Below are 23,022 nucleotides of genomic sequence, written 5' to 3'. Positions count from 1 at the left end.
CCGATTCCCCGCGACCTGATCCGAACGACAAGCCCTCTAGGCGCCCTGCCCGCCGCGCGCCGAGCCGGTCTAATCTGGGCCCATGCCTCGCTACGAGTACCGCTGCCGCTCCTGCGGCGACACGTTCGAACTGAGCCGTCCCATGGCCGAGTCCGCCGCCCCCGCCACCTGCCCGGCGGGCCACGAGGACACCGTGAAGCTGCTGTCGACGGTCGCGGTCGGCGGCTCCGCCGCGTCGTCGCCCGCCCCGGCCCCGTCCTCCGGCGGCGGGGGCGGCTGCTGCGGCGGGGGATGCTGCGGCTGACCCCGCGCGGGCCAGGGCCTTCAGGTTGCCTTCAGGGACGGTTCCCTAGCGTCGTCGCATGACGACCGGACCGCAGTGGATCAACGACCTCATGGACGCGCTCGGCGCGCCCGGCGCCGGGATCGCCATCGCGCTGGAGAACCTCTTCCCGCCCCTGCCCAGCGAGGTGATCCTGCCGTTCGCGGGGTTCGCGGCGGCGTCCGGGCGGATGGGCCTGATCGCGGTGCTGCTGTGGACCACGGCCGGTTCGGTGGTGGGCGCGCTCGCCCTGTACGGGGTGGGCGCGCTGCTCGGCCGGGACCGCACGGTGGCGCTGGCGGCCCGGCTGCCGCTGCTGAAGGTCTCCGACATCGAGAAGACCGAGGCGTGGTTCGAGCGGCACGGCACCAAGGCGGTCTTCTTCGGCCGGATGATCCCGGTCTTCCGCAGCCTGATCTCCGTACCGGCCGGCGTGGAGCGGATGCGGCTGCCGGTGTTCCTGTTGCTGACCACCCTCGGCAGCGCCCTGTGGAACACCCTGTTCGTCCTCGCGGGCTACGCCCTGGGCGACAACTGGTCGCGGGTCACGGACATCGTCTCCGCGTACAGCAAGGTCGTCCTGGCCGCCGCCGCGCTGGCGGTGCTGTGCTTCGTCGCCGTACGGCTGCTGCGGCCGGGCGGCGGCCGGCGCAGGCGGGACGGCGAGGAACGGGAGCCGGTCAGCTAGCCGCCCGCAGGAACTCCCGCGTGATCCGTTCCCCGGCCAGCACGCCCCGCTCGGGCAGCGCCTCGACCGCCGGGCCCGACCACCCCGCGTCGGCCAGTTCGCCGTGCCCCGGGCGCCAGCCCCGGTCGGCGGCGAGCAGCAGGTCGGTGTCGAGGAGCGAGTCGCCGGCGGCGAGGGTCGGAGCGGCGCCGGTGCGGCGGGCGACCTCGCGGACGGCGGCGCTCTTGGTGAGCGGCGCGGGGACGGCGTAGAGCTTGCGGCCCTGGAGGGAGACGGTCCAGCCGCGATCCCCGGCCCACCCGGCGAGTTCCTTCACCCACTGGCCGGGGAGCAGGTCGCGGTCGAGGACGAGGTAGGCGAAGAGGTCCTCCGCGGTGCGGTGCTTGCGCACCCAGACCGGGTCGGCGGTGCGCAGCAGGTGTTCTCGGACCTCGGCGAGCGGCGCGCACTCGTCGGCCAGCCGGGCCGTCACCCGGGTGTGCCAGTCGGTGTCGGTCTCGCCGTCGACCAGCAGGTGGCCGCCGTTGGCGCAGATCGCGTACCGCGGCGGGGGGCCGGGCAGGCTGATCCGCCGGTACTGGGCGCGGGTGCGGGTCGTGGTGGGGACGAAGAGGGTGGTCGCGGCGAGTTCGGCGAGCAGCCCGGCGGCGGTCTCCGTCATGTACGACAGGGGCTTGCCCTCGTAGACCTCCACGCAGAGCAGCCGGGGGGCGTCCTCGTCCGGGCCGGTCAGGTGCAGCGCGGCCGCGGAGTAGATGAGCGTGCGGTCGAGGTCGCTGGCGACCAGTACCGGCGCCGGGGGCGGGGTGGGCATCAGACGGTCACCGCCCGGCCGTCCGCGCCGGTCGCGCCGCGCGTGTAGCGGGGGTGGATCAGGCCGACGCAGGTGTACGGCAGGCCCTCGACCTCCTCCACGGGCACGCCGCGCTGCTCGGCCAGCAGGCGTACGTGGTCCAGGTCGGCGCCGGCACCGGCGCGGGCCAGCACCTTCCACGGCACCCGGCGCAGCATGACGCGGGTGGTCTCGCCGACGCCGGGCTTGACCAGGTTGACGTCGTGGATGCCGTACTCCTCGCTGATCCGCTCGACGGCCGCCCAGCCCGCCCAGGTGGGGGTGCGGTCGGCGGCGAGGAGTTCCTTGGCCTGGAGGTCGACGGCGTCCGTGACCTCGGGGAAGCGGGCGGCGACGGCGTCGAGGAAGGCCGGGGAGAGGTCGGCGCCGGCGAGTTCGCGGTAGAACTTCGCGCCGTGGAAGTCGTGCGGGCCGACCAGGTCGGCACGGAGGACGGTACGGGAGATCAGGCCGGAGACGGTGGAGTTGAGGCAGGCGGAGGGGATGAGGAAGTCGTCGCGGGTGCCGTAGGTGCGCACGCAGGAGCCGGGGTCGGCGAGGACGGCGATCTCCGGGTCGAAGCCGGTGACGCCGTCGGACGCCTCGAAGCCGGCTATGGCGGCGGCGAGTTCGCGGCTGATGGCGCCCTTGCCGGTCCAGCCGTCGACGAAGACGACGTCGGCGGGGTCGTGGTGGGCGGCCAGCCAGCGCAGCGCGTTGGCGTCGATGCCGCGGCCCCGGACGATCGACACGGCGTAGTGCGGGAGGTCGAGGCCGTGGCGGAACCTGGCCCAGCGGCGCATCAGGATGCCGACGGGGGTGCCCGCGCGGGCGAGGGAGACCAGCACCGGCCGGGGCGAGCGCTCCCGGAGCACGACCTCGGTGACGGCGCCGACGGCCTGCGCGAGGCGGGCCGCGGAGGCGTCGAGCGCCGCGTGGAACAGCTCCTGGTACTGCTCGCTGGGCTGGTACTCCACCGGCAGCGACTCCGCGTAGTGCGCGCCGCCCTGCTGGATCGCCTCCTCGCGCTCCTCGGTGGGCGCCTCCAGGGTCACGTCGGAGAGGTCCTGGAGCAGCCAGCCGACCTCGTCGGGGGCGTAGGAGGAGAAGGCGGGGCCGCGCAGCGGCTCGGGCAGCATGACGGGCCTTTCGGAACGGGCGCCGGGGACGTAGGAGGGGACGACGGCGAGGAGGACGTGCGGGACGTGCTCGGCGAGCCGGGCCAGCAGGCCGTCGGGGGCGTGCAGCGCCGGGGTGTCGGCGGGCGAGTCGACGACGGCGACGACGGCGTCGAAGCCGGCGCCGGCCACGTTGTAGGCGTAGCGCTCGCCGGGGCCGTCGGCCGGGTCGTCGTGGGCGGGGAAGACGAGGCGGCTGCGTATCGCGTAGCCGGGGTCGTCGACGGCGAGGACGGGTGAGCGGGTGGTGGTGGAGGAGCGGACCTCGGCGGGGACGATCTGCTCCAGTTCGCGGGCGAGGCGGAGCGGGGCGTACATCAGTTCCTCGCAGCCGAGGACGAGGACGCGGCGCGCGTCGGCGGGGAGGGCCTCCGCGAGGCGGGCGGCCATGCCCGGCAGGGCGGCCTCCAGGCGGGCGCGGTGGGCCGGGGTGAACCCGTGCCGGGCGCCGTCCGGCAGTCCCCGGGGCCAGCGGAGGTCCACCCGGGTGACGGGGGGTCGCGCCGGCCGGGTGCGGGGGTCCGCCGGGTGCGACCGATCACTTCCGCCGGCACCCCCGGACTCGTACCGCGCCACCAGTTCCCGCCCCTTCTCCAGGACGCCGTCGGGCAGCCGTACCGTCCCCGACGCGGCCGCGACCAGGTCGACCCGCGCGCCGATCGCGCGGGCGAACTCCTCCAGGCGGCCCGCGTCCGCCGGGGAGCGCATGTCGACCAGGGCGACCACCACGTACCGGCGGCGCGGATAGCGCTCGTGCAGGGCGCGGACGGTGTTGAGGACCGTGTTGCCGGTGGAGAACTCGTCGTCGACCAGGACCAGCGGCCCGTCCCCGGCGAGCAGCCCGGGGTCCTCGGGGAGCAGCAGGTGGGACGTGGCGTGCGAGTGGGACTCCTCGAAGCCGCCCGCCGGGGCGACGCCCGCGACCGGGCGGCGCGTGGAGTGCAGGTAGGCAAGGGGTCCGAGGCCGTCGGCGACCGAGTGGCCGAGGCCGGTGGCGGTCTCCGCGTACCCGAGGACGACCGCGGCGGCGGCCTCCTCGGCGCCGAGCAGCTCGCGCACCCGGCGGCCGAGGGCCAGGCCGTGGCCGTAGATCACGGACGGGGACTGCGGGACGTGCTTGCCGAGCACGTGGGAGACGAGCAGGTGCGCCCGCTTGGGGTTGCGGCGCAGGGCGAGGCCCAGCAGGCCGGTCAGGTCGTCGTCGCCGACGAGGCCGACACCGAGCCGCTCGGCGACCCAGGTGCCGGTCCAGATCCCGGCCCGGTCGTTCATGCGCGTACGCCTCCCGTTGTCCATGTCCCGCTCGTGTCCGTGTCTCTCGCGCTCTCGCGTGTTCAGTCCGTCAGGCAGGCCGCGAGCAGTTCGACGAAGCCGATGTCCTCGCCCGCCACACCGAAGGCCTCGGCCCGCAGCAGGGTGCGCTCGGCCCACGCCCGGTGCGGCTTCACCTCGTTCATCTTGTTCGTGTACGCCGACCGCAGCACGCCCCCGCCGCCGCGCTCGGGCCGCAGGATGTCCTGGGCGTCGCTGTACTCCTCGTGGCTCACCACGGAGAGCGCGTGCACGGGCAGGACGTGGGAGGGGTGGATGCAGGTCTTGCCCAGCAGGCCGTTGGCCTGGTCCAGGGAGATCTCCCGCAGCAGCCCGTCCATGGCGTTGTCGATCAGCCGGGCGCGCAGGTCGGCGGCCTGCACCTGGAGGAAGGGGCTCTGCCGCAGCTGCGGTTTGAACATCCGCTCCTGGACCCGGAAGTACTCCCACACCGGCCCGGTGACCGTGAAGCCGGTGCCGTCGGCCCGCCCCAGCATGTTCACCACGTCGGCGATGACGGAGGCGACGACCTGGACGTCGTAGGCGGTCATGTCGGGGCCGCGGCGCAGGCCGTAGGAGGAGCAGAAGTCGGTCACGCCGAGGCGCAGGGCGAGGACGCGGTCGCGGTACTTGTCGACCGCGCGGTAGATGCCCTCCAGGGTGTGCACCCGCGACTCGCGGTAGAGCAGCTCAGGGGATTCCAGGACCGGCATGGCGAACAGGCGGCGGCCGGTGGCGGCCTCCGCGTCGGAGAGCGCCTCCAGGAAGGGCATGCCGCGTTCCTCGGTGAACTTCGGCAGGACGAATCCGGACAGGGTCCGCGCGGCGGGGCCGAGGCGGCGCACCAGGTCCGGTATCTGCTCGGGGGCGCGGACCCGGACGAACAGCAGCGGAACGTTTCCGCCGCGGGTCTCGGGGCGTTCCGCGAGGTCGGTGAGCTGGCGGACCAGGTTCTCCTCGCCGGCCGGTACGTCGGCGTCGTCGATGGAGTCCTCCAGGCAGAGGACCATCGAGACCACGCCGCCCGCGGCCTGCTTGAGGATGTCGTCGGCGAGCCGGGGCCGGGTGGCGGGGCTGTACAGCGTGGCGCCGAGGGCGGCGGCGAGCAGCCGGGCCGGGGCGTCGGCGGTGAACGGCTCCGGCTCCCGGTGGAACAGACGCTTCCGCACCTCAGGGGCGATGTGCCCGAAATGACGCATAAGAACTCCCCCGTGGTGTCTGGGCGACCTGTGAAACATCGGAAGGTGGCCGGTAATAGTACGTAGGAACCCATGTCCGTAGTTCCCGCCGGGCATGAATTCCAGGTAACCCGGTCATGTCGGCGGCGCGCGGCCGGGTGCCGCGCCCCCTCCGGGTACCCTCCCCCGTACCCTCCCCCGCATTGTCGTGACCAGGACCGAGCAGGCAGGATGACGGCATGACGCACGCGATGCTGAAAGGGTCGAACATCCCGCTGGAGGCCACCACGGTGCGGGCCGTGCTGCGCTGGACGCCCGGGCAGGGCATTCCGGACGTCGACGTCTCCGCGCTGCTGCTGGGGCCCGACGACCGTGTGCGTTCCGACGAGGACTTCGTCTTCTACAACCAGCCCCGGCACCCGTCGGGGACGGTCTGGCGGCTCGGCAAGAAGCGGGACGCCGACGGGCTGGCCGACACGGTCCAGGCCGACCTGTCCGGTGTCGAGTCCCGCGTCGGCCGCGTCCTGCTGGTCGCCTCGGCCGACGGGGTCGCCTTCGACCGGGTGCGGGACCTGCGCGTCCTGCTGTACGACGCGGCGGGCGGCGACGGCGCCGAGCCGCTGGCCTCCTTCGACGTCACCCCGGAGACGGGTGAGGAGACCGCGCTGATCTGCGGGGAGCTGTACCGGCGCGGGGAGAGCTGGAAGTTCCGGGCGCTGGGCGAGGGTTACTCCAACGGCCTGGAGGGCCTGGCGGCCGACTTCGGCATCTCGGTGGACGACACGGACGACGAGGCGGACGACGGCGGCCAGGAGGCCGGTACGCCGCCGGTCACGCCGGCCCCGGGCGCCACGGCGCCGACCGTCACGGCACCGGCCCCGTCGCCGCCGTTCCCCCCGGCCGCTCCGCCCGCCCCGGTGCACTCACCCTCGGCGCCGACCGCGCCCGCCCAGCCGCTGCCCCCCGAGCAGCCGCCCGGCGTGCCCACCCAGCCCGCGTACGGCTATCCCCAGCCGGCCCAGGCCCAGCCCACCGCCGCGACCCAGCCGGCGTACGGCTATCCGCAGCCCGCCGTCCCCGCCCAGGCGGCCTACGGCTATCCGCAGGCCCCCGCCCCGGCGACCGCGGTCGGGTACGGGTATCCGCCGCCGCCCGCCGTGGTGCCGGACCCGGACTTCCGGCTGCCGCCGCAGGGCCCGCAGTTCATCGGGCGGTAGCGGTCGCGGCGGCCGGCGTCAGGTCTTCGCCTTGTAGCCCCGGCCCCATTGCAGGCCCCAGCCGTACAGCCGGTCCAGTTCGCCCTGGAAGCCGTAGACGAACTTGACCTCGCGGCGGACGAAGATCTCGCCCTTGACGTTCTCGATCATCACGACGGCACAGGACCGGGCCTGCGGGTGGCGTTCGTCGAGGGATATCTCGATCCGGGGACCGTTGCTCGGGTAGAGGGTGACGATGGCGTGCGTACGGTCGAAGGCGGGCGTCTGGTCGTAGATGTACGCGAACACCAGCAGCCGTTTGATGTTCTCCCGGTGGTCGAGGTTGACGTAGATCGTCTCCCCGGACCCCGAGCCGAACCGGTCGTCGCCGCTGAGCTTGACGTACGGCGCCGCGTTGACGTCCCCGAAGAAGCCGCCGAGGGGCTGGACGACGCCTCTGCTGCCGTCCTGGAGTTCGTAGAGGCAGCCCAGGTCGAGGTCGACGTTGACCATGCTCTGGCTGTGGCCCATCACCTCGGGCGGTTTCAGCGCCTTGAGGGGGTGCCGCAGCAGGCTCTCGCGCTGGGGGCCGCCGAAGTCGGAGGTCCGCATCCGCCAGGCCAGGTTGATGCGGAGATTGCCGGTGGCCGCGCCCTGTTTGGTCAGGGAGACCCGGCTGTGCCGTTTGGTCAGTTCGATGGCGTTGGTCGCCGCGTTGCCCGAGTCGAAGTCGGTCTCGCGCCCGCGCCACAGCCCGTCGAAGAAGCCCATTCCCGCCCCCACACCTGTCTTTCGTCCCACGCCGCCCGGCCCACGCCCGCGGGGCGGCACCGAGGAGTCGTCCTCGGTGGGCGCCCCGCTCAGAGCGTTCCTCGCCCGGACCTGGTTCACACCCCCGGCGCCGGTGCGCCGGGGGCGGACACGGCCCGCCGTCGGGGTCTCCTCACACGCCGGAGGAGACCTCCGCCTTCTCGCCCGCGCCCGGCCCCCCGGCCTGGGCGATCCGCTTGTTGCGGCGGACGGAGGACCAGAAGGACGCGCCGATCAGGATCACGCCGATGAGGCCGGTGATGATCTCGTTGATCTCGTACTGGATGGTGATGAGCAGAAGCGCGGCGAGGGCGCCGATGGCGTAGTGGGCGCCGTGCTCCAGGTAGACGTAGTCGTCGAGGGTGCCCTGGCGGACCAGGTAGACGGTCAGGGACCGGACGTACATGGCGCCGATGCCGAGGCCGAGGGCCATCAGGACGATGTCGTTGGTGATGGCGAACGCGCCGATCACGCCGTCGAAGGAGAAGGAGGCGTCCAGGACCTCCAGGTAGAGGAACATGAAGAACGCGGCCTGGCCGGCCAGCTTCACCGGCGACTTGCCCGCGCGGGCGGCCTTCTCCTCCTCCTCGTGCTCGCGTTCCTCCTCCTCTTCGAGTTTGTTCTCGAAGTAGCTGGAGAGTCCGCCGACGACGAGATAGGTGATCAGGCCCGCGATGCCGGCGAGCAGGACGGTCTCGGCCTTGTCGACGTGGGCGCCGCCGTGCTGGTGGGCGTGGGTGGCGACGGTCATGGAGGCGATGAGCAGCACGATGAGGGCGATGCAGACCGACAGCATGTCGACCTTGCCGAGCTTGGCCAGCGGGCGCTCGATCCAGGTGAGCCACTTGATGTCCCGGTCCTCGAAGATGAAGTCCAGGAAGATCATCAGCAGGAACATGCCGCCGAAGGCCGCGATCGACGGGTGGGCGTCGGTGACGAGCTGCTGGTAGCGGTCCTTGTCGGTGAGCGCGAGGTCGACGGCCTCGATCGGGCCGAGCTGGGCGCTGATGGCGACGATGACGACCGGGAAGACCAGCCGCATGCCGAAGACGGCGATCAGGATGCCGACGGTGAGGAAGATCTTCTGCCAGAAGGCATTCATCTTCTTCAGGATTCCGGCGTTGACCACCGCGTTGTCGAAGGACAGCGAGATTTCCAGGACGGTGAGGATCGCCACGACACCGAAAGCGGTCCACCCCCCGTAGAAGACCGCCGCGACCAGGCCGAGCGCGGTGACCGCGAACGACCAGCCGAAGGTTTTCAGAAGCACTGGCTACCCAATCCTCTTTGTACGGGGCTCCCCCGCGCCGTACCCGGCTTTACGAAACGTTGACTCCGAAGTCTAGAGCGATGCCGCGCAGGCCCGACGCGTACCCCTGTCCCACCGCACGGAACTTCCACTCGCCCTGGTGCCGGTAGACCTCGCCGAAGATCATCGCGGTTTCGGTGGAGGCGTCCTCGCTCAGGTCGTAACGGGCGAGTTCCTGGCCGTCGGCCTGGTTGACGACCCGGATGAAGGCGTTGCTCACCTGGCCGAAGGTCTGGCCGCGCTCGTCGGCCAGGTGGATCGAGACCGGGAAGACGATCTTGTCGCAGCGCGCGGGGACCTTGGTGAGGTCGACGAGCAGCGACTCGTCGTCGCCGTCGCCCTCGCCGGTGAGGTTGTCGCCGGTGTGCTCGACGGAGCCCTCGGGACTGCTGAGCTGGTTGTAGAAGACGAAGTACTCGTCACCGAGCACCCGGCCGCCGCCGCACAGCAGCGCGCTGGCGTCGAGGTCGAAGGGTGCGCCGGTGGTGGAACGCGCGTCCCAGCCGAGTCCGATCATCACCTGCGTGAGGTTCGGCGCGGCCTTGGACAGGGAGACGTTGCCTCCCTTGGCGAGCGTGACGCCCATGTGCTGGTCCCTCCCCGGGTGGTGGTTCTGCCCTGCCTGCGGGTGATGCGCGTCCGGCGCCGCACGCGGACCGTGCGGCGCCGGACGATCGGGCCTGCCGTCTCAGACGTTCACACCGAAGTCCTGCGCGATGCCGCGCAGGCCCGACGCGTACCCCTGGCCGATGGCGCGGAACTTCCACTCGGCGCCGTGCCGGTACAGCTCGCCGAAGACCATGGCGGTCTCGGTGGAGGCGTCCTCGCTCAGGTCGTAGCGGGCGATCTCGGCGCCGCCGGCCTGGTTGACGACGCGGATGAACGCGTTGCGCACCTGGCCGAAGGACTGCTGGCGGTTCTCCGCGTCGTAGATCGAGACCGGGAAGACGATCTTCTCGACGTCGGCGGGGACGGTGGCGAGGTCGACCTTGATCTGCTCGTCGTCGCCCTCGCCCTCACCGGTGAGGTTGTCGCCGGTGTGCTCGACGGAGCCGTCCGGGGTCTTGAGGTTGTTGAAGAAGATGAAGTGCTGGTCGTTGCCGACCTTGCCGGAGCTGTTCAGCAGCAGGGCGCTGGCGTCGAGGTCGAAGTCGGTACCGGTCGTGGTCCGCACGTCCCACCCCAGACCGACGATGACCGCGGTCAGGCCGGGGGCCTCCTTGGTCAGCGATACGTTGCCGCCCTTGCTGAGGCTGACTCCCACGAGTCCTCCATTGGTGTCCGGGGGCGGGAAGCCCCGAAGTGCGTCGGATGTCGGATCAACGATCCGATCCTAGTGACGGGTTCCCGCTCCCCGCAGTCCCTGGGGCCGTCCCGTCACAGGGTGTCGAGCGCCTTCACGTACTCGCCGAGGTCCCGGGCGTCGGGCAGGCCGTTGACGACCGTCCAGCGGACGACGCCCTCGCGGTCGATGACGAAGGTGCCGCGGACCGCGCAGCCCTTGTCCTCGTCGAAGACGCCGTAGGCGCGCGAGACCTCGCCGTGCGGCCAGAAGTCGGAGAGCAGCGGGTACTCCAGGCCCTCCTGCTCGGCGAAGACGCGCAGGGTGTGGATGGAGTCGTTGGAGACGGCGAGCACCTGGGTGTCGCGGTCGGCGAACTTCGGCAGGTTGTCGCGGATCTCGCACAGCTCGCCGGTGCACACGCCGGTGAAGGCGAAGGGGTAGAAGAGCAGCACCACGTTCCTGCCGCCCCGGAAGTCGGACAGCCGCACGGTCGCGCCGTGGTTGTCCTTCAGCTCGAAGTCGGGGGCCTTGTCGCCGACCTGGATCGCCATCGTGTGGTCCGTCCCTTCGGAGGGTCGCTCAGCGTCTTTGGGCACACCCTACGCAGGGACGGGTACGGCACACCGGACGGGCCGGTCGTGGCCGGTCCGTCCGGTGTCGCGGGGTCGTCGCCCTGCCTACGGGGCTACCGCTTGGCCTTCGCCGCCTTGGGCGTGGCCAGCCGGCTGCCGCTCCAGTCCTTGCCGACGCTGACGCTCTTGGCCGCCGTCAGCCCGGCCGTCGTAGCGGCTTCCGAGATGTCACTGGGCTCGACGTAACCGTCGCGGCCGGTCTTCGGCGTGAGGAGCAGGATCGCCCCGCCTTCCTCGATGTACGTGGTGGCATCCACCAGCGCATCCGTCAGGTCGCCGTCATCGTCGCGGAACCACAGCACGACGGCATCGGCCACGTCGTCGTAGTCCTCGTCCATCAGGTCGCCCTCGATGACACCTTCAATGGCCTCGCGGAGCTCCTGGTCGACGTCGTCGTCGTAGCCGATCTCCTGGACCACCTGTCCGGGCTGGAACCCCAGCCTGGCGGCAGGGTTCGTCCGCTCCTCCGCGTGGTCCGCGGTCGCGCTCACGGGTTGCCTCCTGATCATGTTTTGGGAATAACTCAGCCACGCGCGTGCGCGAAGCATTGGCCGTAGTCCACACGGGCGGGACCGATCGCGCAAGTACCCGGCCACGGGGACCGCCGAAACGGTGACGATCCCGACCGTGTCACCGCAACTTCGCGCCCGCCACCCGGGATCGAAGGTGACGTACACCACACCTTTCTGCCCCGTTTGCGTAATTGGGAACCATACAGGGGTACGAGATCCGGAAGAACGCGCCCCCAGCGTCGGCGGAGGAAGCGGTTACCTCGCGGTAGAGGTGACGTAAGCCGCTGGTAGGTACACGATGGGAGACGGTTCCGGCACTCTCCGAATACGCCCTGCGACAGCGAAGGAACAGCGTGGCTTCCGCATCCGATCGCAACCCGATCATCATTGGCGGCCTTCCGAGTCAGGTCCCCGACTTCGACCCCGAGGAGACCCAGGAGTGGCTCGACTCCCTGGACGCCGCCGTCGACCAGCGCGGCCGGGAGCGAGCCCGCTACCTGATGCTGCGGCTGATCGAGCGGGCCCGTGAGAAGCGCGTGGCCGTGCCCGAGATGCGCAGCACGGACTACGTCAACACGATCCCGACCAAGAGCGAGCCGTTCTTCCCCGGCAACGAGGAGATCGAGCGCAAGATCCTCAACGCGACGCGCTGGAACGCCGCGGTGATGGTCTCCCGGGCCCAGCGGCCCGGCATCGGCGTCGGCGGCCACATCGCCACGTTCGCCTCCTCGGCCTCCCTGTACGACGTCGGGTTCAACCACTTCTTCCGCGGCAAGGACGAGGGCGACGGCGGCGACCAGGTCTTCTTCCAGGGGCACGCCTCGCCGGGCATCTACGCCCGCGCCTACCTGCTGGACCGGCTGACCGAGCGGCACCTGGACGGCTTCCGCCAGGAGAAGTCGAAGGCGCCGCACGCGCTCTCCTCGTACCCCCACCCGAGGTCGATGCCGGACTTCTGGGAGTTCCCGACGGTCTCGATGGGCCTCGGCCCGATCGGCGCCATCTACCAGGCCCGGATGAACCGGTACATGCACGCGCGCGGCATCGCGGACACCTCGCGCAGCCACGTCTGGGCGTTCCTCGGCGACGGCGAGATGGACGAACCGGAGTCGCTGGGCCAGCTCTCGATCGCCGCGCGGGAGGGCCTGGACAACCTGACCTTCGTCGTCAACTGCAACCTCCAGCGGCTCGACGGTCCGGTGCGCGGCAACGGGAAGATCATCCAGGAGCTGGAGTCGGTCTTCCGGGGCGCCGGGTGGAACGTGATCAAGCTGGTCTGGGACCGCACCTGGGACCCGCTGCTCGCCCAGGACCGCGACGGCGTGCTGGTCAACAAGATGAACACGACGCCGGACGGCCAGTTCCAGACGTACGCCACCGAGTCCGGCGCGTACATCCGCGACCACTTCTTCGGTGACGACCACCGGCTGCGGGCGATGGTCGAGAACATGAGCGACGACCAGATCCTGCACCTGGGGCGCGGCGGCCACGACCACCGGAAGATCTACGCGGCGTACAAGGCGGCGCTGGAGCACAAGGGCCAGCCGACGGTCATCCTCGCCAAGACGGTCAAGGGCTGGACGCTCGGCCCGAACTTCGAGGGCCGCAACGCCACGCACCAGATGAAGAAGCTGACGGTCGACGACCTGAAGCGGTTCCGCGACCGGCTGCACCTGCCGATCTCCGACCAGGAGCTGGAGTCCGGCCCGCCGCCGTACTACCACCCCGGCCGGGACACCGAGGAGATGCAGTACATGCACGACCGCCGCAAGGCGCTCGGCGGGTACGTGCCGACCCGGGTGGTGCGGGCGAAGCCGCTGCCGCTGCCGGTGGACTCGACGTACGCGACCGTGAAGAAGGGGTCGGGGAACCAGTCCATCGCGACGACCATGGCCTTCGTGCGGCTGCTGAAGGACCTCATGCGGGACAAGGAGATCGGCAAGCGGTTCGTGCTGATCGCCCCGGACGAGTACCGCACGTTCGGCATGGACTCGTTCTTCCCGAGCGCGAAGATCTACAACCCGCTCGGCCAGCAGTACGAGTCGGTCGACCGGGACCTGCTGCTCGCCTACAAGGAGGCGCCGACCGGGCAGATGCTGCACGACGGCATCTCCGAGGCCGGCTGCACGGCCTCGCTGATCGCGGCCGGCTCGGCGTACGCGACGCACGGCGAACCGCTGATCCCGGTCTACGTCTTCTACTCGATGTTCGGTTTCCAGCGCACCGGCGACCAGTTCTGGCAGATGGGCGACCAGCTCGCGCGCGGTTTCGTGCTGGGCGCGACCGCCGGCCGTACGACCCTGACCGGTGAGGGGCTCCAGCACGCGGACGGCCATTCGCAGCTGCTCGCCTCGACCAACCCGGCGTGCGTGGCGTACGACCCGGCCTTCGGGTACGAGATCGCGTACATCGTGAAGGACGGGCTGCGCCGGATGTACGGCCCGGACAGCGAGGACGTCTTCTATTACCTGACCGTCTACAACGAGCCGATCCGGCACCCCGCCGAGCCGGCGGACGTGGACGTCGAGGGCATCCTCAAGGGGGTCTACCGGTTCAGCGAGGGCACGGGCGGCTCGGTCCCGGCGCAGATCCTGGCCTCCGGGGTCGCGCTGCCGTGGGCGGTCGAGGCGCAGCGCATCCTCGCCGAGGAGTGGGACGTCCGGGCGGACGTCTGGTCGGCGACCTCCTGGAACGAGCTGCGGCGCGAGGCGGTGGAGTGCGAGGAGCACAATCTGCTGCACCCGGAGGAGGAGCAGCGGGTGCCGTACGTGACGCGGAAGCTGTCGGGAGCGCAGGGGCCGTTCGTGGCGGTGTCCGACTGGATGCGGTCGGTGCCGGACCAGATCGCGCGGTGGGTGCCGGGGACCTGGCAGTCGCTGGGCGCGGACGGGTTCGGCTTCGCGGACACCCGGGGGGCAGCCCGGCGCTTCTTCCACATCGACGCGGAGTCGGTGGTGGTGGCGGTGCTGAGCGAGCTGGCCCGGGAGGGCAAGGTCGACCGGTCGGCGCTGAAGCAGGCGGTGGACCGCTACCGGCTCCTGGACGTGACGGCGGCGGACCCGGGCACGGCGGGCGGCGACGCGTAGCGCTGCCGCGCGGGTGACGCCGGTGACGCCGGTGACGCCGGTGACGCCGGTGACGCCGGTGACGCCGGTGACGTAAGGGTGGCGGGGCCTGGGGCCTCGCCACCCCGGCGCTTGCGCGGGGGTGCGCGTCCCGCCGGCCTACGCCCGGGCAGGACCGTGGTTCCTCGCCACCCCGACGCCGGCGCGGACCGTGCGTCCCACCGGCCCCGCGTCCCGCCGGCCCCGCCTGCGCCGGCGCGAACCCGTGCTCCCCTCCGCCCGGACGCCGGCGCGGGCCGTGCGTCCCGCCGACCCAGGCGCGTGCGGGCCCGGGCGTCCCGCCGGACCGCCGTCGGCGTGGGCGCGTTCCGCCGCCCCGACGCCCGAGCGGACCCGCGCGCCCGGTCACTCCGACGCCCGCGCGAGCGCCCGCACGAAAAACGGCCCCCGGTCGTCTTCGCGGCCGGGGTGCCCGTTTCTCGGATCGTGCCAGGTGGTGCTACATCGTGCCGTGGCCGATGAGGGCCAGCAGGGCGACGAGGGTGTCGATCGCGCCCAGGGCCACGGCCACGACGGCCGGGAGGGGGCGGTCGCCCGCCCAGGTCCGGCCCATGGACAGCCATCCGCAGACGATCGCCGCGGGACCGAGGACGATCCCCAGCGTGAAAAAACCGGCGACCGCGCAGACGACGCCGATGATCCCGAGCGTCGCGCGATCCGGCCCGGTCCGTGACCACGTCCGGCCACGTGAGCGGGGGTACCCGCGCGTTCCCTTGCCGTAGCTCGCCATCATCAACTCCCTGAACCCGCCTTCTTGTTGTCGGGTTCTTTCGGGTTCGACGGCCGGGTACCCCCGAGGAGCCGGTCAATCCCCCCTGCCCGTGCGACGGGGCGGTCTGACCCGGCGTCAGATGTGGCCGACGCCCGCGCCCGCCTCCGCGTTCTCGCCCTTCTTGGTCAGGAACGCGACGAACACGGCCACCACGGCCACCCCGGCCGCGGTGAGCGAGGCCAGGCTCATCCCGGAGATGAACGTGTCGTGGGCGACGTCCGCGATCTTCTCGGCGACCGGCGCCGGGGTGCCCGGCGGCACCGGCGCGATGCCCTGCTGCACCGCCTCCGCGGCGGCGTCGAGCTGGGCCGGGCTCGCCTGCGGCAGTCCCGCGTCGGCCCAGTTGCCCGCGAGGTCGTTGTCGACCTTGGAGGCCATCACCGCGCCCAGCACGGCCGTACCGAGGCTGCCGCCGATCTGCATGGCCGCCTGCTGGAGGCCGCCGGCCACACCGGACAGCTCCAACGGCGCGTTGCCGACGATGACTTCGGTGGCGCCGACCATGACGGGGGCGAGGCCGAGCCCCAGCAGGGCGAACCAGATGGACATGGCCAGGCTGCCGGTGTCCGTCTCCAGCGTCGACATGCCGTACATCGCGATCGCGGTGAGGGCCATGCCGCCGGCCAGCGGCAGGCGCGGCCCGAACCTGGTGATCATCGCGCCGGCCGCCGGGGAACCGACGATCATCATCGCGGTGAGCGGCAGCAGGTGCAGGCCGGCGTCGACCGGGCTCATCCCGTGCACGTTCTGGAGGTAGAAGGTGACGAAGAACAGGCCGCCCATGAAGGCGATGGCCATCAGGACCATCAGCACGACACCCGCCGACAGCGGCACCGAGCGGAACATCGCCAGCGGGATCAGCGGCTCCTTGACCTTCGTCTCCCAGAGGGCGAAGAGGGCGAAGCCCACCACCGACACCACGATGAACAGCCAGGTCTTGCCGTCGCCCCAGCCCCACTCGGGCGCCTTGATGAGCGCCCAGACCAGGCAGAACATCGAGGCCGACAGCAGCACGATGCCGACGATGTCGAAGGAGCGCGGCGCGTTCTCCGCGCGGTGGTCCAGCAGGATCAGCACGCCGAGCACCAGGGCCACGACCCCGACCGGCACGTTGATGAAGAACACCGACTGCCAGTTGACGTGCTCGACCAGCACGCCGCCGAGGATCGGGCCGCCGGCCGTGGAGGCGCCGATGACCATGCCCCAGATGCCGATCGCCATGTTGAGCTTCTCGGCCGGGAAGGTGGCGCGCAGCAGGCCCAGCGCGGCCGGCATCAGCAGCGCGCCGAACAGGCCCTGGAAGACCCGGAAGACGACGACCGCCCCGATGCTGCCGGAGAGCCCGATGGCGCCGGAGGACACGGCGAAGCCCGCCACGCCGATGAGGAAGGTCTGCCGGTGGCCGAAGCGGTCACCGAGCTTGCCCGCGGTGATCAGGGTGACCGCGAGGGCGAGGAAGTACGCGTTGGTGATCCATTGCAGCTCGGACCAGCTCGCGCCGAGGTCCTTGCCGATGGCCGGGTTGGCGATGGCCACGATGGTGCCGTCGAGGGCCACCATCATGACCCCGACGGCGACGGTTATGAGCGTGGCCCAGGGATGGCCGCGCAGCCCCTTGGCCGGCCCGGCGTCCGTCGGTCCCCGGTCCCCCGGTCCCGTCGTCTCGATGGTCTGACTAGTCATGCTTTCGAGCTTAGTGACAGCCACTGACAATTGACGAACCAATTCACAAGTCGGTAACTGACAGGGCACCTCCGTATAGCCTGAGCTGGGGGGAGTGCCGAAGGAGAGCCCATTTGAGAACGCTGCGCGAACGGAAGAAGCAGCGCACCCGGGACGCCCTGCTGCGGGCCGCCCTGGACCTGTTCACCGAGCGGGGCTACGAGGAGACGACCGTCGACGACATCGTCGCGGCCGTCGACGTCTCGCAGCGCACCTTCTTCCGTTACTTCGCCGGCAAGCAGGACGCGGCCTTCTTCGTGGCCCGGCTCGCCGAGTCGCGGTTCGTGGAGGCGGTGCGCGCCCGCCCGGCCGGCGAGGCGCCGCTGGACGCGCTGCGCGGGGCGCTGACGGACAGCTGGGACGGGATCGGCGAGGCCATCGAGCAGCTCGTCCCGCTCGATGTGCACCTGCGCTTCTACCAGGTGATCGAGTCGACGCCCGCGCTGCTCGCCGCCCATCTGCACCGGGCCACGCAGCTGGAGGAGCGGATCGCCCGGGTGATCGCCGAGCGGGAGGGCGTGGACGTGGACGCCGACCCCCGGCCGCGGGTGGTGGTGGCCGTCTTCGGCGCGGTGATCCGGGTGACCGAGCGGGTCTGGACGGCCGGCGGCGACGCCGGTCTCGCCGCCCTGCGCGAGCTGACGGACCTTCATCTGGGCCAGCTCGGACCGGCGCTGACGGGGAAGTGGCGGACGCCCTGATCCCCGTATGGCGGGATCGAAACGTGATCCGTGTCACTTGATGCGCCCGAGACCGTTCCGTTCTCCTAGTGTGTCCTCCCAGTGACTTCTCTCGACCCCTCCCCGCAGCTCAACGCCTGGCGGGCGCTGCTCGCGCTGGCCGTGGTGTTCGTGATGCTCGCGACCACCGGCTGGACCGCTCTGCGGGGCCAGCGGGAGGTGACGGCGCTCCAGGCGTCGGTCACCGCCTGGGAGCACGGCCGCGTCGACGGCCGCCGCCTCCCGGACCCCGGCGCCGGACCCGCCCGCCTCGCCCGCTTCTTCGCCTCGCTCACCGCGGCGCAGCGCGCCGCCCTGGCCCGGCGCTACCCGCTCGCCGTGGGCAACATGAACGGCGCCCCCGTCGCCCTCCGCTACCGCGCCAACCGGATCGCGCTCGGCGCCGCCCGCCGCCAGGAGCGGCGCCGGCTGCACGACAGCCGCCTCTCCCCCGCCGGGCAGCGCGAGGCGGCGGCGCGCATGCACCGCTACGACGCGCTGCTGCGCCCCGGGCGGCACGTCCTCGCCTTCGATCCCGCCGGTTCCGGCCGGGTCGCGGAGGTCTTCGGGGGCCTGGACCGCGCCGAGCGGGTCTCCGTGGTCGTCCCCGGCTCGGACACCGACCTGCTCACCTTCCAGCGCACCGAGCGGGTGTACTCCGCCCCGGTGGGCATGGCGAAGGCCCTGTACCGGGCCGAGCGCGCGGCGCTCCCCTCGACGCGCACGGCGGTGATCGCCTGGGCCGACTACACCGCGCCCAGCGGTCTCGGGGTGGACGCGGCCACGGCGACACTCGCCGAGGACGGCGCGGCCCGGCTGGACGCGCTGGTGCGGGCGCTGCCCGGGGACACCCCGGTCTCCCTGTTCTGCCACAGCTACGGCTCGGTGGTCTGCGGGCTGGCGGCCCGCGCGCTGCCCCGCCGGGTGACCGACGTGGCGGTGGCCGGCAGTCCCGGCATGCGGGTGGAGAGCGCCTCCCGGCTGCCCGGCTCGGCCCGGGTGTGGGCGATGCGGGACGCCGACGACTGGATCCAGGACGTGCCGAACCTGGAGTGGGGCGGGCTCGGGCACGGCGCCGACCCGGTCTCCGCCGCGTTCGGCGCGCGGGTGCTGTCGGCGCGCGGCGCGCGCGGGCACAGCGGTTACTTCGTGCCGGGCACCGAGAGCCTCGCGAACTTCGCGCGGATCGGCGTTGGCGCATACCGCTCGGTGGACTGCGCCGACCGAAACGGAAGCTGTCTGGCCGGTTTGTCCGCGGTCGGCACGGCGGGACGCGCGTAGAGACGACGGAAATCGCGGCCCGCGCGGGGATAGGACGGAACGACCCGTGCCGCATACGATGAGCCGCATGGGTGACGTACTGGCCGGATTTCATGCCGCCTGGGAGTTCGAGTCCGACTCCGTGCTCATCCGCTACGAACGGGGGATACGAACACCGAAGCTGTTCCAGGTGCTGGGGGAACGCCGCGTCCCCCTGGAGGCCGTCGCCGGCGTCGCCCTGACGCCCGGCAAGCGCGGCACGGTCGTGCTGCGCATGGAACCGCGGGCCGGTGCCGACCCGCTGATGGAGGTGGCGGCGGGCCAGCTCAAGGAGTCCGCCGACCCGTACCGGCTGGTGCTGCCCGCCGAGCGGGAGGTGCTCGCCGAGTACTACGCCGACGAGCTGCGCGCCCGGCTGCCGAAGGACGACCCCGGTCCCGCCGGCACCCACCTGGTCCCGGTGCCCGAGGCGCCGCTCCAGTTCAAGGCGTACGACGCGAAGGCGTCCTTCGACGGCGGCGCGGTGTCGTTCCGCTGGTTCTGGACGGGGGCGTCGACGGCGAAGTGGAAGGCGGGCGACCAGACCTTCCCGGTCGCCGGTCTCAGCGGGGTGGAGTGGCGCTCGCCCGAGGTCTTCGAGGGCCATCTGCGCCTGCACCGCCGCGACGGCGAGCCCGCGCCCGCCGAGGTCGACCAGGACCCGGCGTCCGTGGTCTTCGGGCTGGGGTACGGGGCGGTGCACGAGTCGCTGCCGTTCGCCGCGGCGGTGCTGGCGGCGGTGCGCCGGGCCGGACCGGCGGCGGTACCGGCGGTCACGGCGGCGGCCCACCGCGATCCCGCCGACATCGCCGAACGCATCCGGCACCTCGGGGAGCTGCACCAGGCGGGGCTGGTCACGGACGAGGAGTTCTCCGTGAAGAAGGCGGAACTGCTGGCCCAGCTCTAACTCTCGGTGCCCTCCGCGTACAGGCCGATCTTCACGTCGAGCACGGCGAGGGCGTCCTGGAGTTCCGCGATCCGGGTCAGGACGTCGCCGCGGGTCGACTCCAGCAGCGCGCGCCGGGCGGCGCGGGTTTCGTCGCCCGCGCGGACCAGCTCGGCGTAGCGGACCATGTCGGCGACCGGCATGCCGGTCAGGCGGAGCTTGCCGACGAAGTCCAGCCAGTCCAGGTCGCGGTTGCGGTAGCGGCGCTGCCCGGTGTGCGAGCGGTCGATGTGCGACATCAGGCCGATCCGCTCGTACCAGCGCAGGGTGTGCGCGCTCAGGCCGGTGAAGGCGACGACCTCGCTGATGGTGTAGTGGTCCTGGCCGTCGGGGCGGGGATGGCGCGGGGGTTCCGGGGCGCAGGTGCCGGTGCGGGTGGGGGTCGGCCGGGCGGTCGCGGCCGGGGTGTGCATCACCGTCATGCGCCCACGCTAAGACCTTGGAGTGCGCTCCAGGCAAGCCGCCCGGCCGAAAACCGACGGACACGGCACGGGATGGATCATTACCGTCCCGTCCATGAGTCTCGTACGCCGGGCCGTGCCCGGGGACGCCGGGGAAGTGCTGCGCCTGCGGCAGGTGATGATCGACGCGATGGCGGCGGCGCCGGGTGACACCGGCTGGCACGCCGGGTCGCTGCCGGAGCTGCGGGCGCGGCTGGCCGAACCGGACGGCGACTTCGCCGCGTTCGTCGTGGACCACCCGGACCGGCCGGGGGCGCTGGCCGCGCTGGTGGCGGGGACGCTGGAGTACCGCATCGGCCGGGCCGGCAACCCGCGCGGCCTGATCGGCTACGTCTTCAGCGTCGCCACCGACCAGGACGCCCGGCGCCGGGGCTACGCGCGGGCGTGCGTGGCGGAGCTGCTGGAGTGGTTCCGGGAGCGGGGCGCCGGGCACGTCATGCTGACCTCGACCGCCGAGGCCGAGCCGCTGTACGCCTCCCTCGGCTTCACCCGGGACACCGACCCCTCGATGCGGCTGTACCTGTAGCGGCGCCTGGGGCCTGTCGTTCGGATCACGCCGCGGACGCGTGGCCTGGCACGCGCACCTGCCGCGTTGTCGTCACTCGCCGACGCTCCGCGTCGACTCCCTCCTCCGCCTCGCATCCGCACGCACCAGGCCCCGCTCACCGGCGCGAGGAAGGCACAGCCGACTCCCCGCGACCTGATCCGAACGACAGGCCCTAGGCTCGGCGCATGTCCCTGAACAGCCTCGCGTCGATCGAGAAGTGGCCCGTCCCCACCGCCGCGGCGGGTGTCGTACGGGCGGACGGCACCGTCCTCGGCACCCACGGCCCGGCCGGGCGGCCCTTCCCGCTGGCCTCGGTCACCAAGCCGCTCGCCGCCTACGCGGCCCTCGTCGCGTACGAGGAGGGCGCGATCGACCTGGACGAGCCCGCGGGGCCGCCCGGGTCGACGGTGCGGCACCTGCTCGCCCACACCTCCGGGCTGGCCTTCGACGAGCACCGTGTCACCGCCGCGCCCGGTGAGCGGCGGCTGTACTCCAACGCCGGTTTCGAGCAGCTCGGCGACCACATCGCCGAGGCCACCGACATCCCCTTCGCGGAGTACGCCCGCCAGGCGGTCCTCGCCCCGCTCGGCATGGCGTCGACCACGCTGGCCGGCTCCCCCGCGAAGGACGGTGTCTCCACCGTCGACGACCTGCTGCGCTTCGCCGCCGAGGTGCAGGCGCCGCGCCTGCTCGACCCGCGCACGGTCGCGGAGGCGATGACCGTGCAGTACCCGGGCGTCAAGGGCGTCCTCCCCGGCTACGGCCACCAGAATCCCAACGACTGGGGCCTCGGCTTCGAGATCCGCGCCGCCAAGTCCCCGCACTGGACGGGCTCCTCGTCCTCGCCGCGCACCTTCGGGCACTTCGGGCAGTCCGGCACGTTCCTGTGGATCGACCCGGACGCGGGGCTGGCCTGCGCCGCCCTGGCCGACCGGGCGTTCGGGCCGTGGGCGGTCGAGGCGTGGCCGCCGTTCACCGACGCGGTGCTCGCCGAAACCGCCTGATTCTCCCGTTCCCCGGCGAAACCGCCCCCGGTTCCAGCACATTGTGTGCATGAGCGGTTACGAAGACAGAGTGCCCGGCTACCTGACCTTCCGCGTCGCCCCGCAGGACGGGCCGATCGCGGCGTTCGCCGAGCAGGAGGCGTGGGAGGCGCGGGAGCGCTATCCGGGTCTGATGGGGGTGGGCCTCGGGGAGTTCTTCCACGCGCGGGCACTCGACACCGGGGGGTGGGAGCTGTCCGAGTACGGCAACGACACCCCGCAGGCGTCCCGGGACTCCCTGGGCTCGCACTTCCGGATGCGGGCCAAGGAGGCCGGGGAGGCCGGCGACACGAAGGCCCAGAAGACGTGGATGGCGGCGGCCCACCGCATGGACCGCGAAGTGGTGAACGAACTGACGGTCCGCGGCGAGCGGTTCCGGATCGTCCGGGCCTCCAGGTTCATCCGGATGGGCAACGGGGGCCCGGAGCCGCCCCGGCCCTCCGACCCCGACCCGGCGGAGGTCGGCGAGGGCTACCGGGTGCCGCGCCGCACCAAGGGTTTCGTGGTCGACCCGTACACCACCGCCGGGCTCTCCGACAGCCTGCTGAAACTGGACCTCGTGCAGCTCGTCGGCCCCGGCCCCGGCGCGCCGGACGACGTACGGGCGGACGCGCGCAGGGCCGCCGAGGAGTACCCGGGCGGGGTGCTGCTGCCGGCGGTCTTCATGGTCGCCGAGCGCGAGGACGGCGAGTGGAAGTCGCACAACCCCGGCGCCTCGCACTCCACCCCGCAGGGCGCGCGCGACGCCCTCGCGGGCTGGCTGCGGGTGATGGCGCCGTTCACGCTGCGGCTGTCGGAGGAGAAGAAGGCGGAGTACGCGCGCGCGGCCGACCGGCTCGACGAGAAGCGGAGCAACAGCCTCACCGTCGACGGCATCAGGTACCGCGTGACCCGCGTCGAACGGCTGGTGCGGATCGGCCCGGACGGCCCGGAGGGGCCCCGCCCCAGCGACTACGACCCCGAGCCGCCGATCGAGGTCCACACCCGCCGGCTGAAGGAGCAGGGGCTCTGGCAGGAGGAGGACGAGCCCCTCGTCCTCGACGAACGCGATCTCGAACTGAAGGCCCTCTGGGAGGCGGAGGAGAAGCGCCGCCTGGAGGTCAAGGAGCGCCGGGAGCGGAAGAAGCAGGGCTGA

The 23,022-nt window shown here is 72.2% G+C and carries 22 protein-coding genes; 10 read left to right on the top strand and 12 right to left on the bottom strand.

From position 1 onward, the window contains the following. Nucleotides 1–82: 82 nt before the first annotated feature. Both Sdagh_RS30865 and Sdagh_RS30860 read left to right on the top strand, forming a co-directional pair. Entirely contained in the window at nt 83–304 is a 222-nt protein-coding gene (locus tag Sdagh_RS30865; protein WP_189413108.1) for an FmdB family zinc ribbon protein, read from the top strand. A gap of 58 nt (nt 305–362) precedes the next feature. Continuing rightward, nucleotides 363–1,010, top strand: coding sequence for a DedA family protein (locus Sdagh_RS30860; RefSeq protein WP_189413106.1), 648 nt, complete (start codon nt 363–365; stop codon nt 1,008–1,010). Here the strand turns inward: Sdagh_RS30860 and Sdagh_RS30855 are convergent. The 3 genes from Sdagh_RS30855 to Sdagh_RS30845 all read right to left on the bottom strand — a co-directional run bounded on the left by Sdagh_RS30855 (nt 1,003) and on the right by Sdagh_RS30845 (nt 5,530). Then, entirely contained in the window at nt 1,003–1,824 is an 822-nt protein-coding gene (locus Sdagh_RS30855; protein ID WP_190077630.1) for an HAD family hydrolase, read from the bottom strand. The two genes, Sdagh_RS30860 and Sdagh_RS30855, sit on opposite strands and share 8 nt — an antisense overlap. Then, nucleotides 1,824–4,292, bottom strand: a complete 2,469-nt coding sequence (locus Sdagh_RS30850; RefSeq protein WP_190007988.1) for a phosphoribosyltransferase — start codon at nt 4,290–4,292, stop codon at nt 1,824–1,826. Before Sdagh_RS30850 ends, Sdagh_RS30855 begins: the two co-directional genes overlap by 1 nt. 62 nt (nt 4,293–4,354) lie before the next feature. Beyond that, a complete protein-coding gene (locus Sdagh_RS30845; protein ID WP_190077629.1) occupies nt 4,355–5,530 on the bottom strand; it encodes an HpcH/HpaI aldolase/citrate lyase family protein in 1,176 nt (391 codons plus the stop codon). A 218-nt stretch (nt 5,531–5,748) separates the two neighbouring features. On the opposite strand from Sdagh_RS30845, the gene Sdagh_RS30840 reads away from it, so the two are divergent. Then, complete coding sequence (locus tag Sdagh_RS30840) at nt 5,749–6,726, top strand: TerD family protein (RefSeq protein ID WP_190077628.1); 978 nt, start codon at nt 5,749–5,751, stop codon at nt 6,724–6,726. Between the two features lie 18 nt (nt 6,727–6,744). Here Sdagh_RS30840 and Sdagh_RS30835 read toward each other — a convergent pair whose 3' ends face one another. The 6 genes from Sdagh_RS30835 to Sdagh_RS30810 form a co-directional block, all read right to left on the bottom strand. Beyond that, nucleotides 6,745–7,476: a TerD family protein gene (locus Sdagh_RS30835; RefSeq protein ID WP_189413094.1), complete on the bottom strand. Its 732-nt coding sequence runs from the start codon at nt 7,474–7,476 to the stop codon at nt 6,745–6,747. A 172-nt stretch (nt 7,477–7,648) separates the two neighbouring features. After that, a complete protein-coding gene (locus Sdagh_RS30830; RefSeq protein ID WP_190007983.1) occupies nt 7,649–8,785 on the bottom strand; it encodes a DUF475 domain-containing protein in 1,137 nt (378 codons plus the stop codon). Nucleotides 8,786–8,834: 49 nt separating this feature from the next. Further along, nucleotides 8,835–9,410, bottom strand: a complete 576-nt coding sequence (locus Sdagh_RS30825) for a TerD family protein (RefSeq protein ID WP_190007981.1) — start codon at nt 9,408–9,410, stop codon at nt 8,835–8,837. A 102-nt stretch (nt 9,411–9,512) separates the two neighbouring features. Further along, entirely contained in the window at nt 9,513–10,088 is a 576-nt protein-coding gene (locus tag Sdagh_RS30820; RefSeq protein WP_189413088.1) for a calcium homeostasis/redox stress adaptation protein, read from the bottom strand. 113 nt (nt 10,089–10,201) lie between these two features. Then, nucleotides 10,202–10,660, bottom strand: coding sequence for a peroxiredoxin (locus Sdagh_RS30815; protein WP_189413086.1), 459 nt, complete (start codon nt 10,658–10,660; stop codon nt 10,202–10,204). A 134-nt stretch (nt 10,661–10,794) separates the two neighbouring features. Then, on the bottom strand, nt 10,795–11,232 hold the full coding sequence (locus Sdagh_RS30810) for a DUF3052 domain-containing protein (protein WP_189413084.1): 438 nt from the start codon (nt 11,230–11,232) through the stop codon (nt 10,795–10,797). Nucleotides 11,233–11,606: 374 nt separating this feature from the next. Here Sdagh_RS30810 and aceE point away from each other — a divergent pair, with 374 nt between their 5' ends. After that, the gene (aceE, locus tag Sdagh_RS30805; RefSeq protein ID WP_190007979.1) at nt 11,607–14,339 is read left to right on the top strand and encodes a pyruvate dehydrogenase (acetyl-transferring), homodimeric type; all 2,733 of its coding nucleotides are present in this window, start codon (nt 11,607–11,609) and stop codon (nt 14,337–14,339) included. A 478-nt stretch (nt 14,340–14,817) separates the two neighbouring features. Here the strand turns inward: aceE and Sdagh_RS30800 are convergent, their stop codons facing one another. Further along, nucleotides 14,818–15,111, bottom strand: coding sequence for a small hydrophobic protein (locus Sdagh_RS30800; RefSeq protein ID WP_189413080.1), 294 nt, complete (start codon nt 15,109–15,111; stop codon nt 14,818–14,820). 114 nt (nt 15,112–15,225) lie between these two features. After that, nucleotides 15,226–16,833 (bottom strand): MFS transporter, encoded by a 1,608-nt coding sequence (locus Sdagh_RS30795; protein WP_190077627.1) that lies wholly within the window; start codon nt 16,831–16,833, stop codon nt 15,226–15,228. 113 nt (nt 16,834–16,946) lie between these two features. Between Sdagh_RS30795 and Sdagh_RS30790 the strand changes: the two genes are divergently transcribed. The 3 genes from Sdagh_RS30790 to Sdagh_RS30780 all read left to right on the top strand — a co-directional run bounded on the left by Sdagh_RS30790 (nt 16,947) and on the right by Sdagh_RS30780 (nt 19,797). Further along, a complete protein-coding gene (locus tag Sdagh_RS30790; protein WP_189413076.1) occupies nt 16,947–17,573 on the top strand; it encodes a TetR family transcriptional regulator in 627 nt (208 codons plus the stop codon). An 81-nt stretch (nt 17,574–17,654) separates the two neighbouring features. Continuing rightward, complete coding sequence (locus tag Sdagh_RS30785; protein ID WP_189413075.1) at nt 17,655–18,872, top strand: alpha/beta hydrolase; 1,218 nt, start codon at nt 17,655–17,657, stop codon at nt 18,870–18,872. 58 nt (nt 18,873–18,930) lie between these two features. Further along, nucleotides 18,931–19,797: a DUF4429 domain-containing protein gene (locus Sdagh_RS30780; protein WP_189413797.1), complete on the top strand. Its 867-nt coding sequence runs from the start codon at nt 18,931–18,933 to the stop codon at nt 19,795–19,797. On the opposite strand, the gene Sdagh_RS30775 is transcribed toward Sdagh_RS30780, so the two are convergent. Further along, nucleotides 19,794–20,258, bottom strand: coding sequence for a MerR family transcriptional regulator (locus Sdagh_RS30775; RefSeq protein WP_189413073.1), 465 nt, complete (start codon nt 20,256–20,258; stop codon nt 19,794–19,796). The two genes, Sdagh_RS30780 and Sdagh_RS30775, sit on opposite strands and share 4 nt — an antisense overlap. Nucleotides 20,259–20,352: 94 nt before the next feature. On the opposite strand from Sdagh_RS30775, the gene Sdagh_RS30770 reads away from it, so the two are divergent. The 3 genes from Sdagh_RS30770 to Sdagh_RS30760 all read left to right on the top strand — a co-directional run bounded on the left by Sdagh_RS30770 (nt 20,353) and on the right by Sdagh_RS30760 (nt 23,022). Further along, nucleotides 20,353–20,823: a GNAT family N-acetyltransferase gene (locus Sdagh_RS30770; RefSeq protein ID WP_189413071.1), complete on the top strand. Its 471-nt coding sequence runs from the start codon at nt 20,353–20,355 to the stop codon at nt 20,821–20,823. A 206-nt stretch (nt 20,824–21,029) separates the two neighbouring features. Continuing rightward, nucleotides 21,030–21,848, top strand: coding sequence for a serine hydrolase domain-containing protein (locus Sdagh_RS30765; protein ID WP_189413069.1), 819 nt, complete (start codon nt 21,030–21,032; stop codon nt 21,846–21,848). A 49-nt stretch (nt 21,849–21,897) separates the two neighbouring features. After that, the gene (locus Sdagh_RS30760) at nt 21,898–23,022 is read left to right on the top strand and encodes a DUF5954 family protein (RefSeq protein WP_190077626.1); all 1,125 of its coding nucleotides are present in this window, start codon (nt 21,898–21,900) and stop codon (nt 23,020–23,022) included.

Origin of the sequence: Streptomyces daghestanicus (assembly GCF_020521275.1) — a bacterium.
Classification (GTDB): domain Bacteria; phylum Actinomycetota; class Actinomycetes; order Streptomycetales; family Streptomycetaceae; genus Streptomyces; species Streptomyces griseoviridis.
Note: the sequence above shows the minus strand (reverse complement) of the source record. Positions and strands in the feature narration are given on the sequence as shown.